Source organism: Halomicrobium urmianum, assembly GCF_020217425.1.
In the GTDB taxonomy this organism is placed as follows: Archaea; Halobacteriota; Halobacteria; order Halobacteriales; family Haloarculaceae; genus Halomicrobium; species Halomicrobium urmianum.
Genome location: NZ_CP084090.1, coordinates 2,016,102 through 2,032,384 on the forward strand (window position 1 = coordinate 2,016,102; position 16,283 = coordinate 2,032,384).

Consider the following 16,283-nt stretch of genomic DNA (forward strand, 5'->3'; position numbering starts at 1 on the left):
TGGGTCCTCGGGAATCGTTCTCCGCTGCGACCGTCCGCCCCTCCAACGAGCGTTCATTTGCGTGCTTCCAGTTGTCGCACGCACGCGGAAACACCGATAGACGGCTCCCTGCCGGTCGCCGTCTATCGAGCGTCCATTTGCGTGCTTCCAGTTGTCGCACGCAAATGGAAACGCCGGGAGACTCGTCGCTGCCCTCCTCGTCTCCCGAGCTTCCGCTCATGGGTAAGCGATTGTTGGTGGCGTCATAGCGCGGTTTCGAGGATCGTTTTGAGTGCTTCCTCACCGGGTTTCCGGCGGACGCGTTGGCGAAGCTGAAACGCTCTGAAGTAGGGCGTGAGCCTGTCTTTGGAGACGCCTCGATGTGGCGAGAGCCACCGTCGCGCCAGCGACGCGTGGCTCTCGCAGGTGTTCACGTGAACATCTCCATCAGCGTATTCCCCGTCGCCATGGACGACGTATTCGCGGTTGAACTCCTCGTCGTCCTCTAGCGGGTCGTAGGCCCGAAATCCATCCGTATAGACCGTCAGCGACTCCTCTTCATGACCGGAGAGCAGAAGTCGAACGGTCGATTCCTCGGCGGATTTCGCTGGCAGCACGTAGCAGTCGTTCGTTGCCCGATCAACCAGAACGAACACAGGCGGCTTGTCCTCGGCATATTTTCTACGTCCGCGTGTGGACAGCCCACGCGAGCGCGACGGTCGGTCGCGCTCGCGGCCTTTCAGGCCAGCTTTGACGTACAGTTCGTCGAGTTCGACCGGCCCGTCCAACTGTGGCCGAGGCGCGTCCAGCGCTCGCAGGAAGCGCTGGACGCGCCGATACACCGTCTTGTAGGAGACATCGATCTCCACGTCCAGCTGCCGAAGACTGGTGTTGAACCGGATGTAGGCGTAGACAGCGAGAAACCACTTCCTGAGTGCGATCGAAGAATGCTCGAAGACGGTTCCTGTCTTGTCGTTGAACGTGCGGTCGCAATTCTTACAGCGATACCGTTGAAACACCCGATAGCTGCCGTACCGAATCACGGATTCGGCACGGCAGCGCGGGCAATAGACGCCGTCACGCCAGCGAATCTGTGTCAGCAGATTCGCGGCACGACGCTCCGAGACGAACGTCTTGAGTGGAATCATGCTTCGTCGGGTGGCGCGTTCGCGCCACCCTTGCCCGCTGTGACTTCCAGCTACTGCTGCGAACTGACCAACAATCCTCTACCCAAGAGCGCGAGCTTCGGTGTTCGTGCTCCACTCTGTCGCACTCACACCGAAACACTACCCTTTTGATGCTGCTGCTGATAGTCAGCCGTATAATGGGCCGACGTAAAAAGATCGTTCAGGAATGTGAGACACTGATGGACTCACCGGAGCAGATCCGGAACATCGCCATCGCTGCTCACGTGGACCACGGGAAGACGACGCTCACGGACAACCTCCTCGCGGGCGCGGGTATGATCTCCGACGAGACTGCCGGCGAGCAGCTCGCGATGGACACCGAAGAGGACGAACAGGAACGCGGGATCACCATCGACGCGGCGAACGTCTCGATGACCCACGAGTACGAGGGCGAGAACCACCTCATCAACCTCATCGACACGCCGGGCCACGTCGACTTCGGTGGGGACGTCACGCGTGCGATGCGCGCCGTCGACGGTGCGCTGGTGGTCGTCGACGCCGTCGAGGGCGCGATGCCCCAGACCGAGACCGTCCTGCGACAGGCGCTGCGCGAGGGCGTCAAGCCGACCCTGTTCATCAACAAGGTCGACCGCCTGATCTCCGAGCTCCAGGAGGGGCCCGAGGAGATGCAGCGCCGGCTCCTGAGCGTCATCGACGACGTCAACGAACTCATCCGCGGGATGACCGAGGAGATGGACGACATCGATGACTGGACGGTCTCCGTCGAGGAGGGCACCGTCGGCTTCGGCTCCGCACTGTACAAGTGGGGCGTCTCCATGCCGTCGATGCAGCGCACCGGGATGGACTTCGGCGACATCATGGAGCTCGAGCGCGCCGACAAGCGCCAGGAGCTCCACGAGCGCACGCCGCTGTCCGACGTCGTGCTCGACATGGTCTGTGAGCACTTCCCGAACCCCATCGACGCCCAGCCCCGTCGTATCCCGCGCATCTGGCGCGGCGACGCGGACTCGGAGCTGGCCGACACCATGCGTCTGGTCGACGAGGAGGGCGAGGTCGTCCTGATGGTCACCGACATCGGCGTCGACCCCCACGCCGGCGAGATCGCCGCGGGCCGCGTCTTCTCCGGCACCCTGGAGAAGGGCCAGGACCTGTACGTCTCCGGGACCGCCGGGACGAACCGCGTCCAGAGTGTCGGCATCTACATGGGCGGCGAGCGCGAGGAAGTGGATCGCGTCCCCGCCGGCAACATCGCGGCCGTCACCGGCCTGAAGGACGCCATCGCGGGTTCGACCGTCTCCAGCGTCGAGATGACGCCGTTCGAGTCCATCGAGCACATCTCGGAGCCGGTCATCACGAAGTCCGTCGAGGCCCAGAACATGGACGACCTGCCGAAGCTAATCGAGACACTCCAGCAGGTCGCCAAGGAGGACCCGACGATCCAGATCGAGATCAACGAGGACACCGGCGAGCACCTCATCTCCGGACAGGGCGAACTCCACCTCGAAGTGATCGGCCAGCGCATCGAGCGCAACCAGGGCATCCCGATCAACACCGGCGAACCGATCGTCGTCTACCGCGAGGCGCCCCAGACCGAGTCCCGCGAGGTCGAGGGTATCTCGCCGAACCGCCACAACCGGTTCTACATCTCCATCGAGCCCCTCGACGAGGACATCGTCGAGACGATCAAGATGGGCGAGGCCTCCATGGACATGCCCGAACTGGAGCGCCGTGAGGCCCTCCAGGAGGCCGGCATGGACAAGGACACCTCCCAGAACATCGAACACATCCACGGGACGAACGTCCTCATCGACGACACGAAGGGTATCCAGCACCTCAACGAGACGATGGAGCTCCTGATCGAGGGGCTCGAGGACGCGCTCAACGACGGCCCGCTGGCCGCCGAACCGGTCCAGGGGACGCTCCTGCGCCTGCACGACGCGCGTCTCCACGAGGACGCCATCCACCGCGGTCCGGCACAGGTCATCCCGGCGATGCGCGAGGCCGTCCACAACGCACTCATCGACGCCGAGATCCGCCTGCTCGAGCCGATTCAGGACGTCCGCATCGACGTCCCCAACGAGCACATGGGCGCCGCCTCCGGCGAGATCCAGGGTCGCCGTGGCCGCGTCGACGACATGTATCAGGAGGGCGACCTCATGGTCGTCGAGGGCGTCGCTCCGGTCGACGAGATGATCGGCTTCTCCAGCGACATCCGGAGCGCCACGGAGGGCCGCGCCTCCTGGAACACGGAGAACGCCGGCTTCCAAGTCATGGCCGACAACCTCCAGCCCGACAAGATCACGGAGATCCGCGAGCGCAAGGGCATGAAGACAGAACTGCCCGAAGCGATCGACTACCTCTAAGCTACCACCTTTTTATTGCGGGGGGTCGCCTCCGGCGACCCCCGTCTGCTCACGGGCGCGTAGCGCCCGTTCGCACGGCCAGCGGGACCTTCGGTCCCGCTCGGCTTGCAAACACGTGGGCGAAAAACTCCCGGACGCTCGCTTCGCTCGCGTCCTCACGAGCGTCAGCGAGTGAGGGGTCGTCAGAGCTTCACTCTGACGGTGAACCGCGCTTCACTTCGCCCCGTGAGCGAAGCGAACGGGGGCTCGGAAGAGCTTGCTCTTCCGGTGGTCGGTGCGGATACTTGCCGCCTTCTCTTTCCGCTCTGTTGCCCCCAGCCTTAGGTCGGTCCGCCGCCAATCCGCGGGCATGGGCGACCGTATCCACCAGGTCGTGGACATCCTCGTGGCGGCCCTGATCGGCGGCTCCACCACGTGGCTATGGGCCTTCGCCCTGCCGCCGGGGCTCGCACTGACGCTGGGGAGCATCTTCGCGGCGATGTGGTACTTCTCGCGTAACCCGTGGGGGAGCGCCCGCGGCGAGGAGTACAACGCGTGGATCGACGACCTCTACGACCGGTACCTGCCGTGATCGATGGGCTCGCCGTCGGTGATACGCCACCGGCGGGGGACCGGCATTCAGCGACGGCCGTGGCTCTGGCTGCGCTGGTCTCCGGGCCGGCGATCAGGTCGCGAGTCAGTCGGCACCCTGGCCGGGCACGTACCCACAGGAGTCACAGGAGCCGGAGAAGTCACTACTGTCGAACTGTGCGTTGCATCGCGGGCAGGCGTTCGCCGGTGCCGTGGTACGGCTGCGGGTTCGTGCTGCCATCGTACGGACGAACTCGTCGCGGAAACTTGAAACTAGCCAAAGCATGAAAATTAATGACGAGCGGGCCGACGCGATAGTGTTATTATAAAAATATATTGGTCGGTCGACGTGACTCCGCTCATCGTCACAAACGAGCCGTGTAGAGCACGGGATCTCCGACGGCGTCAGCGGCGTCGCTGACGGGCGTAGAAAAGGAAAGAAATGAACCACGACAGCCAGGGAACCGGCTCCGGAACCTGCTGGGCACAGAGTCGGCGGCGCTACGGGCTAGTCGGCGCCCTGTCCGGGGATGTAGCCGCAGTGGCTACAGAAGCCGGGGAAGTCGGTGCTGTCGAACGATTCGCTGCAGTGCGGACAGGCGTTCGCCGGTGCCGCGTGGATGCGTGCTGTCATCACCCCAGCGGAACCGGTCGAGAGATATAAGCTTGCCTATAATATAGAAATGGTTATATAAGGTTGGTAATACGCATCAATATAGGCAACTGCTGGGTCCACTCGCGCGTTCGGGAACGACGCCACCCGTGATCGCCGGCGGGAACGGACGGATTCTTATAGCTCCCGCTCCCTGCTGTGGGATAATGAGCGGACGGACGCACGACGACTCGCGGGAGGTGATCGGGCGATGAGCGACTCGACCGACGAGGTGCGGGCCTACACAGTCCGGCTCGAACTCGTCGACGAGCCGGGCGAGCTGCTGCGCGCGCTCGAACCCATCGCCGAAAACGGCGGCAACCTCCTCTCTATCTTCCACGAGCGGGGCAACCTCACGCCCCGCGGCCACATCCCCGTCGAGGTCGACCTGGAGACGACGCCCGATCGCTTCGACGTCATCGTCGAGGCCCTCCAGGCGGCCGACTTCGACGTCATCCAGGCCGGCGCGGAGCGCTACGGCGAGGCGCTGACCGTCATCCTTTCGGGCCACATCGTCAACACGGACCTGTCGGATACCCTCTCGCGGATCCGCACCTCCAGCGACGCCACAGTGACGGACCTCTCGCTGTCCGCGCCCGAGGGCGAGGAGGACGTCTCCAGCGCCCGCCTGCGCCTGGCCACCGAACCGGGCAAGGTCGAGAACACGCTCACCGCAGTCCGGGAGATCGCCGACGAGAAGGACCTCACCGTGGTCGAGCCGCTCGCCGCGGGTGATGCGGCGTGAGACTCGCCGTCGTGGGCGCCGGCGCCGTCGGTAGCTCCGTTGCGGAACTGGCCGGCGAGTACGGCCACACCGTGACCGCGCTGGCCGACTCGAAGGGAGCCGTCGTCGATCCCGACGGGATCGACGTGGAGTCGGCGCTGGCGGCCAAGCGCACGGACGGCGTCGTCGGAAGCGCCGCCCCCGAGGACGCGCTGGACGGCGAGTACGACGTCCTCGTCGAGGCCACGCCGACGACGCTGGGCGACGCCCAGCCCGGGTTCGGCCACGTCCGGGCCGCGCTGGAGCGGGGCCGCCACGTCGTGCTGGCCAACAAGGGCCCAGTCGCCGAGCGCTACGGCGAGGTCGTGGAACTGGAGCGGGACAGCGACGGCGAGGTGCTGTTCGAGGCCACCGTCGGCGGCGCGATGCCGGTGCTCTCGACCATCGACGACTTCGGACCCGAGCACATCACCGCGGCCCGGGGCGTGCTCAACGGCACGGCCAACTTCATCCTCTCGCGGATGGCCGCCGAGGGGCTGGACTACGAGCACGTCCTCGCCGAGGCCCAGGACCTCGGCGTCGCCGAGGCCGACCCGACCTTCGACGTTGAGGGGACCGACGCCGCGCTGAAGTGCGTCATCGTCGCGAACGTCCTCGCGCAGGGCGACCGGGAGTACAGCCTCGAGGACGCCGAGGTCGAAGGGATCAGCACCATCCCGGGCAGCGCGCTGGAGCTGGCCCAGGAGGACGGCCGCACGATCCGGCTGATCGGCGAGGTCGTCGACGGCGAGGTCCGCGTCGGCCCGCGGCTCGTCCCCGAGAACGCGGCACTCGCCGTGTCGGGCACGCGCAACATCGTCCAGTTCGAGACCGAACACGCCGGCCGGCTGAACGTCTCCGGCCGCGGCGCGGGCGGACCCGAGACGGCGACCGCGGTGCTGGCCGACGTCGGTCGCCTGTCCGAGTAACCGCGCCCCGCCGCTGACCCGCCACCGATTCCCGGGCTCCGCCTCGACGACGGGCCCGCTCGGCCGTCCCGCGTCCCCGGCCCAGCGTGTGACTGCGTGGCAAATCGCAGGAGGGCTCCGTGATGGCCTGTACGGGACTTCGAAATGGTTTTATGAACAACCGCGCAAAGATTCCGATATAGCGCCTCTGCGCGTGAGATACACCAATGAGCAACGATCGCCACCAGAACCTGGCCATCATCGGCCACGTGGACCACGGGAAGAGTACGCTCGTCGGGCGACTCCTGTACGAGACGGGATCCGTCCCCGAGCACGTCATCGAACAGCACAAGGAAGAAGCCGAGGAGAAGGGCAAGGGCGGCTTCGAGTTCGCTTACGTCATGGACAACCTCGCCGAGGAGCGCGAGCGCGGGGTCACCATCGACATCGCCCACCAGGAGTTCAGCACGGACACGTACGACTTCACCATCGTCGACTGTCCGGGTCACCGCGACTTCGTGAAGAACATGATCACGGGCGCGTCCCAGGCCGACAACGCCGTCCTCGTCGTCGCCGCTGACGACGGCGTCGCGCCCCAGACCCAGGAGCACGTGTTCCTGGCCCGCACGCTCGGCATCGGCGAACTCATCATCGGCGTCAACAAGATGGACCTCGTCGACTACGGCGAGTCCGACTACAACCAGGTCGTCGAAGAGGTCAAGGACCTCCTCAACCAGGTCCGCTTCGACACCGAGAACGCGAAGTTCATCCCGATCTCCGCGTTCGAGGGCGACAACGTCGCCGAGCAGTCCGACAACATGGGCTGGTACGACGGCCCGACCCTGCTCGAGTCGCTCAACGACCTGCCCGAGCCGGAGCCGCCGACGGACGCCCCGCTGCGCCTGCCGATCCAGGACGTCTACACGATCGACGGCATCGGTACCGTGCCGGTCGGCCGCGTCGAGACGGGCATCCTGAACGACGGCGACAACGTCAGCTTCCAGCCCTCGGACGTCGGTGGCGAGGTCAAGACCATCGAGATGCACCACGAAGAGGTGCCCAAGGCCGAGCCCGGTGACAACGTCGGGTTCAACGTCCGCGGCATCGGCAAGGACGACATCCGCCGGGGCGACGTCTGTGGCCCGGCCGACGACCCGCCGACGGTCGCCGAGACCTTCCAGGCCCAGGTCGTCGTCATGCAGCACCCGAGCGTGATCACGGCCGGTTACACGCCGGTCTTCCACGCCCACACGGCTCAGGTCGCCTGTACGATCGAGTCCATCGATCAGAAGATCGACCCCTCCTCCGGCGAGGTCGCCGAGGAGAACCCGGACTTCATCCAGAACGGCGACGCCGCCGTCGTCACGGTCCGGCCCCAGAAGCCGCTCAGCATCGAGCCGTCGAGCGAGATCCCCGAGCTCGGGAGCTTCGCCATCCGCGACATGGGCCAGACCATCGCCGCCGGCAAGGTCCTGAGCGTCGACGAGCGATAACGCATGCAGCAGGCACGCGTCCGGTTGGCGGGCACCAGCCCCGAGGACCTCGACGACATCACCGAGGACGTCCGGGACATCGCCAACAAGACCGGGGTCGAACTCTCCGGTCCGGTCCCGCTCCCGACGAAGACGCTGGAAGTTCCCACTCGCAAGTCCCCCGACGGTGAAGGGACTGCGACGTGGGAGCACTGGGAGATGCGCGTCCACAAGCGCCTCATCGACATCGACGCCGACGAACGGGCGCTGCGCCAGCTGATGCGCATTCAGGTCCCGAACGACGTCTCGATCGAGATCGTCCTCGAGGACTGAGCAAACCCGAACAGGTTTGCGAAGGTCGGAAGACGGCGGAGCCGTCTTCCGGTACTGAGTGGAATCCCTGATTCCATGAGGGTCGAAAGACGCCTTCGGCGTCTTTCGGGACTGAGCTGAACTGACCGCGGTTTGCGGTACCCGAGGTGCGCGACGCGCCTCGGTCTGAGCCCGCGCGGTGCGGGTTCGACCTCCGCTGTATGCTCGCTCGCAGAGGTGTTCGACCTTCGATCGCCTCTCTTTGCCTCTCCGAGCGGCGACACGACGACGTACTATTTGCGAGGCTCCAGTCGCCCAGTGGCGTCTCCGACGCTTTCTGACGACCACTCGAACGGTTGCGGCGGCTGCAGCGGCGCGGGTCATTGTCCGACACGGTGGCTCAAACCCGCGACAGAACGGAAGCCTCAAGTACGACTCGCCCGGTACGATTGGATGCGGGCTCGTAGATCAGTGGCAGATCGCTTCCTTCGCAAGGAAGAGGCCCCGGGTTCAAATCCCGGCGAGTCCATTCCTTCCTTCCGCTCACTTCGTTCGCTCCAGTCAGTCATTCCCTCGCCGACCCTCGCGAAGCCTTCGGCTTCGCTCGGTCCCGGCGAGTCCTCTGTTTGATCCAGTCGTAGCGTTTCTACTCCAGTCAGAGTAACTAACCGTCGCGATAGTAGTCGGTTACTTTGATAACAGTGGATGGGGCATCGTTCATACAGTTATGGACGAAAAAGCGGTGAGGGATTACGTGGCCGAGACACAGTCCGTCATCGACGCCTCACCGCAGATGGACGAAGCGAACACCAAGGCAGCAGTTCTCCGGGACTTTCTCGAACTTCTCGGGTGGGAGGTCCCCGCGAACACGCAACTCGAATACTCGGTGGAAGCGTTCGGGAGGACCTACCGAGTCGATTATGCCCTGGTGCTGGAAGGCACGCCTGTCGCGTTCATCGAGGCCAAGGGTGTCGACACGGCCCTCTCCGAGAAGCACCGCGACCAGTTAGCCGCGTATCTGAAGAACGAGGACGTGAACTGGGGAATTCTGACGAACGGGGAGGAGTACGAGTTCTACCGTCGTCGAGTCGTCGACTCGAAGGTAACTGTGAACGCGCTCTCCGATGCGACACTTCAGAGCCTGCCCGACCAGATCAATATCCTGCGAGCGTTCACGGAGCACGCGATCCAGACGGGCGATGCGGAGAAAATCGCCACCCGGGTCAACGAACTGAAGCGCGCCCGAAAGACGCTCGAAACCGAGAAAGACCGGCTGGCTCTCGAGGTCACTGAACTGTTGACCGATTCCGTCTCCGACGTCGTCGCTTCTCCCGCCGAATCGCAGGCCAAGGAGATGATCGACGGACTCGTCCAGGAGATCGAGCGCGAGATAGACCCAGACAGGGCGTCCCCGTCCGCGGCGGATTCGGATGCGAGCGAGGACGGGATGGACGGCCTGATCCGAAACGGCGGCAGGAAGCGGCGGCCGTTCGACACCTCGGGCAGATACGTGATCAGGATCTACGACGGGGACGACGCCGTAGCCGCAGTGAGCGACCGTACGCAGGCGAAAGCGATGGTCGGAGTCGCTAACTATCTCGTCAGGTTTCACGGGCTGACGGATCGAATAGACGTCCCGTGGGTGCCCTCCCGGAACAAGGCGATAATCAACGACGAACCGGAGTGGGCCGAAGCCGATCCGGTGTACAAGGAACTGGTCGACGGGCATCACATCGATACGAAACTGAGCAAACGCGGGAAGAAGCGAGAAGTAGAACGGATGGCCGCTGAATGCGGGGTCACTGTCGAGTTCGACGGTGACTGGTGAGTGGACTGGTTTTCGAGACACGGAGTTCCCTCAATCCGCTGTGGGTTCTCTTCCTGCGGCAGGGATTTCGTAGCACCCTGAGACCGGACTGCGGTTCTTCTGTGGTGGGACGAAGAACGGGCGTCGAACTCCCGCATCACGACGAATCCCGAACACGTCGCTCACAGCGGCCGCCACTACATCTTTCCTTCGTCACCCGTAATACCATACTGAATGACACTACCAGTCACCGTCGCAGACGTCCACCAGATGACGCCCGACGTGAAGCAGTTCCGCCTCGTGGCAGAGGACCACACTTTCGAGTACGAACCCGGCCAGCACACCCACATTCACTTCGAGCAGGACGGCGAGGAGGTCGAGCGCCCGTACACGGCCGCGTGCCTGCCGGGGACGGGCCAGATCGTGATGGCGATCAAGCGCTACGACGACGGGACGGCGTCGGTCTGGATGCACGAACGGACGCCGGGCGACGAGATCGAGATCAACGAGGTCGACGGCGATCTCTACGTGCGGGACCTCGACCGGGACGCCGTGTTCGTCGCGACGGGGACGGGCATCACGCCGATCTACCCGATGCTGAAGCAGTACGCCCGCGAGGGCGAGGGCAACGCCCACCTCGTGTTCGGCGAGCGCGACGAGGACCACCTCATCTTCCGGGAGAGCCTCGACCAGCTCAACGCCGAACACGACCACGTCGACGTCGACTACGTGCTCTCCAAGGCCGACGACGACTGGCCGGGTCGGGAGGGCCACGTGCAGGACCACCTCCCCGACGCGCTGGAGCGCGTCGCCATCGACGAGGCGGCCGTCTACGTCTGCGGCGTCCCCGAGATGGTCGTCGAGACGGAGGAGCTGTTCGTCGACGCAGGCGTCGACGAGGAGCGGGTCTACACCGAGGGCTGGGAGGCGGACGCGGCCGGGGAGTAGGGAACCGGAAGCCAATCGATGGGAAGCCGCATCTACGTGCGGACCACCTCGAATGAGCGCTTACACCCGCTGCGCTCCAATCACCGACGCAATGGAACTCATCGACGAACTCGGCGAGGTCGGCCAGAAACAGCCGATAGAGATCACGGCGGACGACGGGACGACGGTCGAGGGGCACGTCAGCCAGTCGATCTACGAACCGGGCAACAAGCTCCGGCTGGAGATTTCGGCCGGCGAGGACGACGGGTACCAGCGCTTTCAGGTCCGGGCGGACGCCGAAGACGGCGACTGGCCGACGCCCCACGTCAGGGGCCGAGAGACGGGGAACGACGACTGGACGGACCTGGGGACGGTCGCCGACGTCGAGGTAGAGACGGGCCACCGGACGAACACCGAGGACATGGACGTCCAGGGCGAGGCCGACCCGGACGCGGAGGAGTAGCGGCAGCCCGCATCGGCCCGGCAGTCCCGACGACCGCGGACTACCGCTCGTCGAGGGCGGCGTTGGCCAGGTCGTCGGCGGCGCCGTTGTCCGACCGGCCGACGTGGCGGATCTCGAAGTCGTCGAACTCGTCGGCGAGCTCCCGGACCTCCTCGTAGAGGTCGATCAGGTTCGATGCACGAACGTCGTACTGGCCGCGGACCTGCCGGACGACGAGCTCGGAGTCGCCCTCCGCGATGACGTCGGTGTGGCCGGCCTCCAGTGCGCGTTCGAGGCCGCGCCGGAGCGCCCGGTACTCGGCCTCGTTGTTGGTGGCCTCGCCGACGAACTCGTGGCCCTCGACGCCGTCGCCGTCCGCCAGGACTCGGTACCCGATAGCGGCCGGACCGGGGTTGCCGCGCGACGCGCCGTCGAACTCGACGAAGGTTGGCATGGGGGTACGCGAACGTCGTCCCACAAGAACCCACTGGATTCGGTGCCGGTTCTGAAAACCGGCCGTCGCTCGCTGTGCGGCCCGTACCGCGGAGTCGACACCGGCGTCAGGAACTCCTGATCTCCAGGATCCCGTCGTTGGTCGTGATCTCGGTCGCCTCGGGCGGGACCTCGAACTCGAACTGTCGGTCGCCGGCGACGACGATGGCCGTGTCACCGACGATGTCGAGGCCGGCGTCGACGCCCTGGCCGAAGTCCACCACGAGGACGGTCTCGTCGTCGTAGTTCCGCTGTGTGATCGTCACGTCCTCTCCCTGATCCGCGGCAGAACGGAGTGGGGCTGGCGCCTCCATACTCGTCGTTGGGTCGGCGCAGGGTTAAGTCCACTACCTGTGTCCATACGTCCGATTCGCCGATCGCGAACGCCTGCCGTGCGGCTCCGCAGCGGGACCGCCGTCACGCGGTTTCGCGGCGCAGCGCCGCGGCGCCGTCAGCCGCCCGATACCCGCGACCGCTGACGCCTGTGGGCGCGTCAGCCGCCGTCGTCCTCGGCGTCTGCTTCTTCGTCCTCCTGCTCCTGTGGTTCCTCCTCCTCACCTTTCTCCCACTCCTCCTGCTGTTGCTCGGTCGGCATCGTCTGGGTCTCCTCGCTGGAGGTGTGGCCGGTCCCGTCTTCGCTGTCCTCCTCGTTGCCGTTGCCGTCGGACATAGCAGCAGAACGTAGGGGCGGCACGCCGTTGTCGCTTGTTGCCAGCTACCGCTCTCTGCGGACCGATCGGCTGCCAGCTGTCGATCGGTCGCCGCGCCTACCCCGCTCCGACGGGGGCTACTCCACGCCGCCGACGCCGCTCTCGGCGTCGGGCAGGTCGCGGGGTTCGGCCTCCAGTCCCAGTTCCTCGAGGGCGGCCTCCATGTGCTCCTCCTTGGCGTAGTCGGCGCCGTCCTCCTCGCGGATGCGCTGAGTGGTCGCCAGCACCTCGGCGCGGCGGTCGTCGGGCACGTCGAACTTGTCGGTCGTGATCTCCACGACGAGGCCGTTGTTGTCCCGGGTGTACACGGAGTGGAAGATGCCCCGGTCGAAGACGTTGTACCCCTTCCCGGCGTCCTCCAGCGCCTGCATCATCTCCTCGAAGCGGTCCGGCGCGACGCGGAGCGCGATGTGGTGGACCCCGCCGATGGCGCTGCGCTGGGGCCGGGGGTCGGACTGGCGGTCGTCGCTGACGAAGAAGGTGAGGATGCGGCCGTCGCCGGTGTCGAAGAAGAGGTGGGTCTGGGAGGGGTCGTCGAGGTTCGGCTGGCGCAGCACCAGCGGCATCCCCAGGAGGTCCCGGTAGAACGCGATGGTGTCCTCGGCGTTCGAGCCCCAGATGGTGATGTGGTCGGTCCCCGTCGTGTGGATCGGGCTGTCCGGCAGGTCGTCGCTGACTGGTCGGCCGTCGCTCATACCTCCCGATAGCGGCCGGAACGGAATATAGCTATCCTCGTCCGCGACCAACTGCGACCGCCCTGCGCCCCGCTGTCGCCGCGCTGTCGCGGTCACTCGGTCGCCTCGAAGTCGGGGTCCCAGGCGAGCATGCTCCCGACGAACAGGACGACCCCGCCCAGCAGCAGGAGGAGGCTCGAGCCGAACACCGGGGCCAGGAACGGCGCCGCCCCGACGATCGCGCCGGCCACGCCAGCGATCGACAGCAGCCCGGCGACGAGCCCGACGGCCGCGAGCGCCAGGCCGAGCACGGCCACGGCGAGCCACTGGAGCGGCGGGTCCTCGGCGGCGCTCTCGACGTCGGCGTCGGTGTCCATCGCTCGCCACTCGCGGGGCCACCCACGTACCGCTTACGCCTCGACGCCGTAGAGCCACTTGGTGCCGTAGAAGACGAACCACGCCATCCAGATGCAGAAGACCGCCAGCCACACCGCGTACTGGACGGCCGGGCGCGGGACGAGAACGTAGCCGACGGCGAGCAGCAGCGCGACGCCGGCGACCGCCGCCGCGTCCCAGCGGTCCGGTTCGGGCGGGTCCATGCCGTCCTCGTTGGCGTTGAGGTGGTTGAACGCTACTGGCTGATGCCGTACACGTCGCCCGTCCAGTCCCGAGCGGGGTGGTCGTAGACGGGGTGGTTCCGGTCGGCGTCGTCCAGGCGCTCCAGGTCCTCCTCGGCGATGTCCCAGTCGAACAGTTCGAGGTTCTGGCGGACGTGATCGGGCGTGGTGGACTTGGGGAGGGTGACGATTCCGCGCTCGAGCTCCCACTTCAGGATCACCTGCGCCACCGACCTGTCGTACTCCTCGGCCAGGTCCTGGACGACCTCGTCCTCGAAGACCTCGGTCCGGCCCAGCGGCGCGGCGGCCTCGATCACGGTGTCGGTCTCGCGGCAGTACTCGACGAGGTCGGGCCGCTGGAGCCAGGGGTGGAACTCGATTTGGTTGACGGCGATGGGCACGTCCGAGACGTGCCGCGCGCAGGAGAGCTGGTAGGCGCTGAAGTTCGAGACGCCCACGTTGCGGACGAGTCCGCGGTCGTGCAGCGTCGCCATCGCGTTCATCGTCTCCCGCAGCGAGATGGCCGGGTTCGGCCAGTGGATCAGGTACAGGTCGAGGTAGTCCGTCCCGAGACGCTCCAGCGAGGCCTCGCAGGACCGGATCACCGACTCGTAGTCGAGGTTCTTCGGCAGCACCTTCGAGGTGAGCCAGACGTCGTCGCGGTCGTAGTCGGCCAGCACCTCGCCGATCTCGTCCTCGTTCATGTAGCCCTCGGCCGTGTCGACGTGGCCGTAGCCGGCGTCGAGACCGGCGCGGACGGACTCGCGGACCGTGTCGCCGTCGATGTCCCACGTGCCCACGCCGACCTGTGGCAGTTCGTCACCGCTCGGTAGCGTCACTGTCGGTACCTGCGTCATCACGCACGACTGCGACCGCCCGGGGATTAACGGTTTGGGCGACCTGTCGATTCGAGTACGAAACACGCCCGACACTTTCACGTCCGCCACGCGGACGCGCCTCGCCTGCCTCGCCGCTGGGCTGGGACCGGAGCCGGAGCGGTCTCTGGCGGACGGGCGGGCCCTGCGGCCGTCAGCCTGCTCGCGAGCGGAGTGAGCGAAGCGAACGAGGGCTCGAACGGGGACCAGCGGGAGCCTCTCGGCGTTCGGACGACTACTCGTCGTAGGGCCAGTTCGGATCGCGCTCGGCGTCGCCCGGCGGACCGGCCTCCTCGACGGCGTCGGGGACGCAGGCGCCGTGTTCGCGGAAGTTCGCGCGTGCCTGCACGAGGCTGACGTGGTTGGTGTCGCTGACGTACTCCGGATCACCGAACTGGACGGGGTCGTCAAGCCACTGGCAGACGGGGCAGACGGCGTAGGAACCTGGGGGACACCGGGGCAGGGTCCGGTAACCACAGCAGGGACAGAATCCGAGTTCGCGCGATGCCGGATTACCGGGCGCGTCGGCAGCCATAACTGGCTCTCTGTACGACCTCGGAGCGCTTAGAACTGTGGGGGGTAAGCCGTCCGTAACGGGGGAACCGGCCGACGCCGGCCGGGGCGCGGCGCTACTCCTCGGCCGCCTCGACGCGACCGGCGTACTTCTCCAGTTCCGCGGCGAGTTCGCGGGCCTGCTCCGCGGAGAGCGCGACCTTGTCCGCGTGGGGCTCGACCTCGTCGAGCTGGGTGTTGTCCATCTCCAGCTGTAGCTCCACGTGGTCCGGGTCGTCGCGGGAGTCCGTCGTCGCGTTGAGGACTGCGTAGGCCTCCTCGTCGAACCCGTGGCCCTCCACCGTCCCGTCGAGCAGATCGAACGTCGTGTACGCGTTGACCTTCAGGATGCGGTCGACCATACCCCCTCTTGTGACGGTCCGCACTTAAGCGCGAAGCTCTCCCTAGGTCTTTCACTCGGATCGTCTGTTGGCTGCCCACAGACTTCCGTGACATCGAACGCCCTCGGCCCGCTCTCTGGAAGGATCGCGACAACTTCGAACGACCAGAAAGCCCTCGGCTCGCTCGGGTCGCGCGAGCCACGCTGCGCGCTTCGCTCACTTCGTTCGCTGTAGTGCTTGCGGGCTCGTGCTTCCCCGACCGAGCCTCGCCCTTTCATCCGCCAGGGAATTGCTCGCGCCACGAGGGCGCGAGCGATTGCTTCCACCACTCCTCCCCGGATTCGCGGCGTCCGCCGCGAATCACGCTTCCTGACCGCACTGCGGCCGGGAGCGGCCTCCGTGCCGCGTAGCGAGGGACCGAAGGTCCCTCGGACCTCGCGGTGCAACCGCGAGAACCCGGGGACGAGCAGGTCTGCGGTTGCGGCCTGGCGTCCTGCCGAGCGGAGCGAGGTGGTTCGAGAGAGCTTCGCTCTCTCGTCATGCCGAAAATCTTCGATTTTCGAGCACAGGGCTCGAAAGACGTGCGAAGCGAGTCTTTCGGTGGACGAAAGGGCGAAGACCGCTCGCGCCGGAGGGCAGTCGCTCCGCCGGCACTACCCGAACGGAGTGAGGGTATCCG

The 16,283-nt window shown here is 66.1% G+C and carries 20 protein-coding genes and 1 tRNA gene; 10 read left to right on the forward strand and 11 right to left on the reverse strand.

Features of this window, described 5'->3' with window-relative positions; translation table 11 throughout:
* Positions 1 to 242 precede the first annotated feature (242 nt).
* Positions 243 to 1,127, reverse strand: a complete 885-nt coding sequence (locus LCY71_RS09995; protein WP_225333003.1) for an IS1595 family transposase — start codon at positions 1,125 to 1,127, stop codon at positions 243 to 245.
* 176 nt (positions 1,128 to 1,303) lie between these two features.
* Here LCY71_RS09995 and LCY71_RS10000 point away from each other — a divergent pair, with 176 nt between their 5' ends.
* Positions 1,304 to 3,490, forward strand: a complete 2,187-nt coding sequence (locus LCY71_RS10000) for an elongation factor EF-2 (RefSeq protein ID WP_225333004.1) — start codon at positions 1,304 to 1,306, stop codon at positions 3,488 to 3,490.
* A 349-nt stretch (positions 3,491 to 3,839) separates the two neighbouring features.
* Positions 3,840 to 4,061 (forward strand): hypothetical protein, encoded by a 222-nt coding sequence (locus tag LCY71_RS10005; protein ID WP_225333005.1) that lies wholly within the window; start codon positions 3,840 to 3,842, stop codon positions 4,059 to 4,061.
* A 507-nt stretch (positions 4,062 to 4,568) separates the two neighbouring features.
* On the opposite strand, the gene LCY71_RS21445 is transcribed toward LCY71_RS10005, so the two are convergent.
* Positions 4,569 to 4,694: a hypothetical protein gene (locus LCY71_RS21445; RefSeq protein WP_263654000.1), complete on the reverse strand. Its 126-nt coding sequence runs from the start codon at positions 4,692 to 4,694 to the stop codon at positions 4,569 to 4,571.
* 229 nt (positions 4,695 to 4,923) lie between these two features.
* Between LCY71_RS21445 and LCY71_RS10010 the strand changes: the two genes are divergently transcribed.
* From LCY71_RS10010 to LCY71_RS10045, 8 genes are all read left to right on the forward strand, one after another.
* On the forward strand, positions 4,924 to 5,457 hold the full coding sequence (locus tag LCY71_RS10010; protein WP_225333006.1) for an amino acid-binding protein: 534 nt from the start codon (positions 4,924 to 4,926) through the stop codon (positions 5,455 to 5,457).
* Positions 5,454 to 6,404, forward strand: coding sequence for a homoserine dehydrogenase (locus LCY71_RS10015; RefSeq protein WP_225333007.1), 951 nt, complete (start codon positions 5,454 to 5,456; stop codon positions 6,402 to 6,404). Before LCY71_RS10010 ends, LCY71_RS10015 begins: the two co-directional genes overlap by 4 nt.
* 206 nt (positions 6,405 to 6,610) lie before the next feature.
* A complete protein-coding gene (tuf, locus tag LCY71_RS10020; RefSeq protein ID WP_225333008.1) occupies positions 6,611 to 7,876 on the forward strand; it encodes a translation elongation factor EF-1 subunit alpha in 1,266 nt (421 codons plus the stop codon).
* 3 nt (positions 7,877 to 7,879) lie between these two features.
* Entirely contained in the window at positions 7,880 to 8,188 is a 309-nt protein-coding gene (gene rpsJ, locus LCY71_RS10025; RefSeq protein ID WP_225333009.1) for a 30S ribosomal protein S10, read from the forward strand.
* 436 nt (positions 8,189 to 8,624) lie between these two features.
* Positions 8,625 to 8,696 (forward strand) — tRNA-Ala (locus tag LCY71_RS10030).
* 198 nt (positions 8,697 to 8,894) lie between these two features.
* On the forward strand, positions 8,895 to 9,995 hold the full coding sequence (locus tag LCY71_RS10035) for a type I restriction enzyme HsdR N-terminal domain-containing protein (RefSeq protein ID WP_225333010.1): 1,101 nt from the start codon (positions 8,895 to 8,897) through the stop codon (positions 9,993 to 9,995).
* Positions 9,996 to 10,208: 213 nt separating this feature from the next.
* Complete coding sequence (locus LCY71_RS10040) at positions 10,209 to 10,922, forward strand: ferredoxin--NADP reductase (RefSeq protein WP_225333011.1); 714 nt, start codon at positions 10,209 to 10,211, stop codon at positions 10,920 to 10,922.
* 91 nt (positions 10,923 to 11,013) lie between these two features.
* Entirely contained in the window at positions 11,014 to 11,364 is a 351-nt protein-coding gene (locus LCY71_RS10045; RefSeq protein ID WP_225333012.1) for a hypothetical protein, read from the forward strand.
* 40 nt (positions 11,365 to 11,404) lie between these two features.
* Here LCY71_RS10045 and LCY71_RS10050 read toward each other — a convergent pair whose 3' ends face one another.
* The 9 genes from LCY71_RS10050 to LCY71_RS10090 form a co-directional block, all read right to left on the reverse strand.
* A complete protein-coding gene (locus LCY71_RS10050; protein ID WP_225333013.1) occupies positions 11,405 to 11,797 on the reverse strand; it encodes a ribonuclease HI family protein in 393 nt (130 codons plus the stop codon).
* A gap of 106 nt (positions 11,798 to 11,903) precedes the next feature.
* Positions 11,904 to 12,149, reverse strand: coding sequence for a DUF7127 family protein (locus LCY71_RS10055; protein WP_225333014.1), 246 nt, complete (start codon positions 12,147 to 12,149; stop codon positions 11,904 to 11,906).
* Positions 12,150 to 12,328: 179 nt separating this feature from the next.
* Positions 12,329 to 12,505 carry a hypothetical protein gene (locus LCY71_RS10060; RefSeq protein ID WP_225333015.1) on the reverse strand — a complete coding sequence of 59 codons (177 nt, stop codon included), beginning with the start codon at positions 12,503 to 12,505 and terminating at the stop codon, positions 12,329 to 12,331.
* Between the two features lie 117 nt (positions 12,506 to 12,622).
* Positions 12,623 to 13,240, reverse strand: a complete 618-nt coding sequence (locus tag LCY71_RS10065) for a VOC family protein (RefSeq protein WP_225333016.1) — start codon at positions 13,238 to 13,240, stop codon at positions 12,623 to 12,625.
* A gap of 92 nt (positions 13,241 to 13,332) precedes the next feature.
* Positions 13,333 to 13,596, reverse strand: coding sequence for a hypothetical protein (locus LCY71_RS10070; protein WP_225333017.1), 264 nt, complete (start codon positions 13,594 to 13,596; stop codon positions 13,333 to 13,335).
* Positions 13,597 to 13,629: 33 nt separating this feature from the next.
* Entirely contained in the window at positions 13,630 to 13,818 is a 189-nt protein-coding gene (locus tag LCY71_RS10075) for a hypothetical protein (protein WP_225333018.1), read from the reverse strand.
* Positions 13,819 to 13,850: 32 nt separating this feature from the next.
* Positions 13,851 to 14,693, reverse strand: coding sequence for an aldo/keto reductase (locus LCY71_RS10080; protein ID WP_225333019.1), 843 nt, complete (start codon positions 14,691 to 14,693; stop codon positions 13,851 to 13,853).
* Positions 14,694 to 14,946: 253 nt separating this feature from the next.
* Entirely contained in the window at positions 14,947 to 15,246 is a 300-nt protein-coding gene (locus LCY71_RS10085; RefSeq protein WP_225333020.1) for a CPCC family cysteine-rich protein, read from the reverse strand.
* A gap of 94 nt (positions 15,247 to 15,340) precedes the next feature.
* The gene (locus tag LCY71_RS10090; protein WP_225333021.1) at positions 15,341 to 15,625 is read right to left on the reverse strand and encodes a DUF6360 family protein; all 285 of its coding nucleotides are present in this window, start codon (positions 15,623 to 15,625) and stop codon (positions 15,341 to 15,343) included.
* Positions 15,626 to 16,283 lie beyond the last annotated feature (658 nt).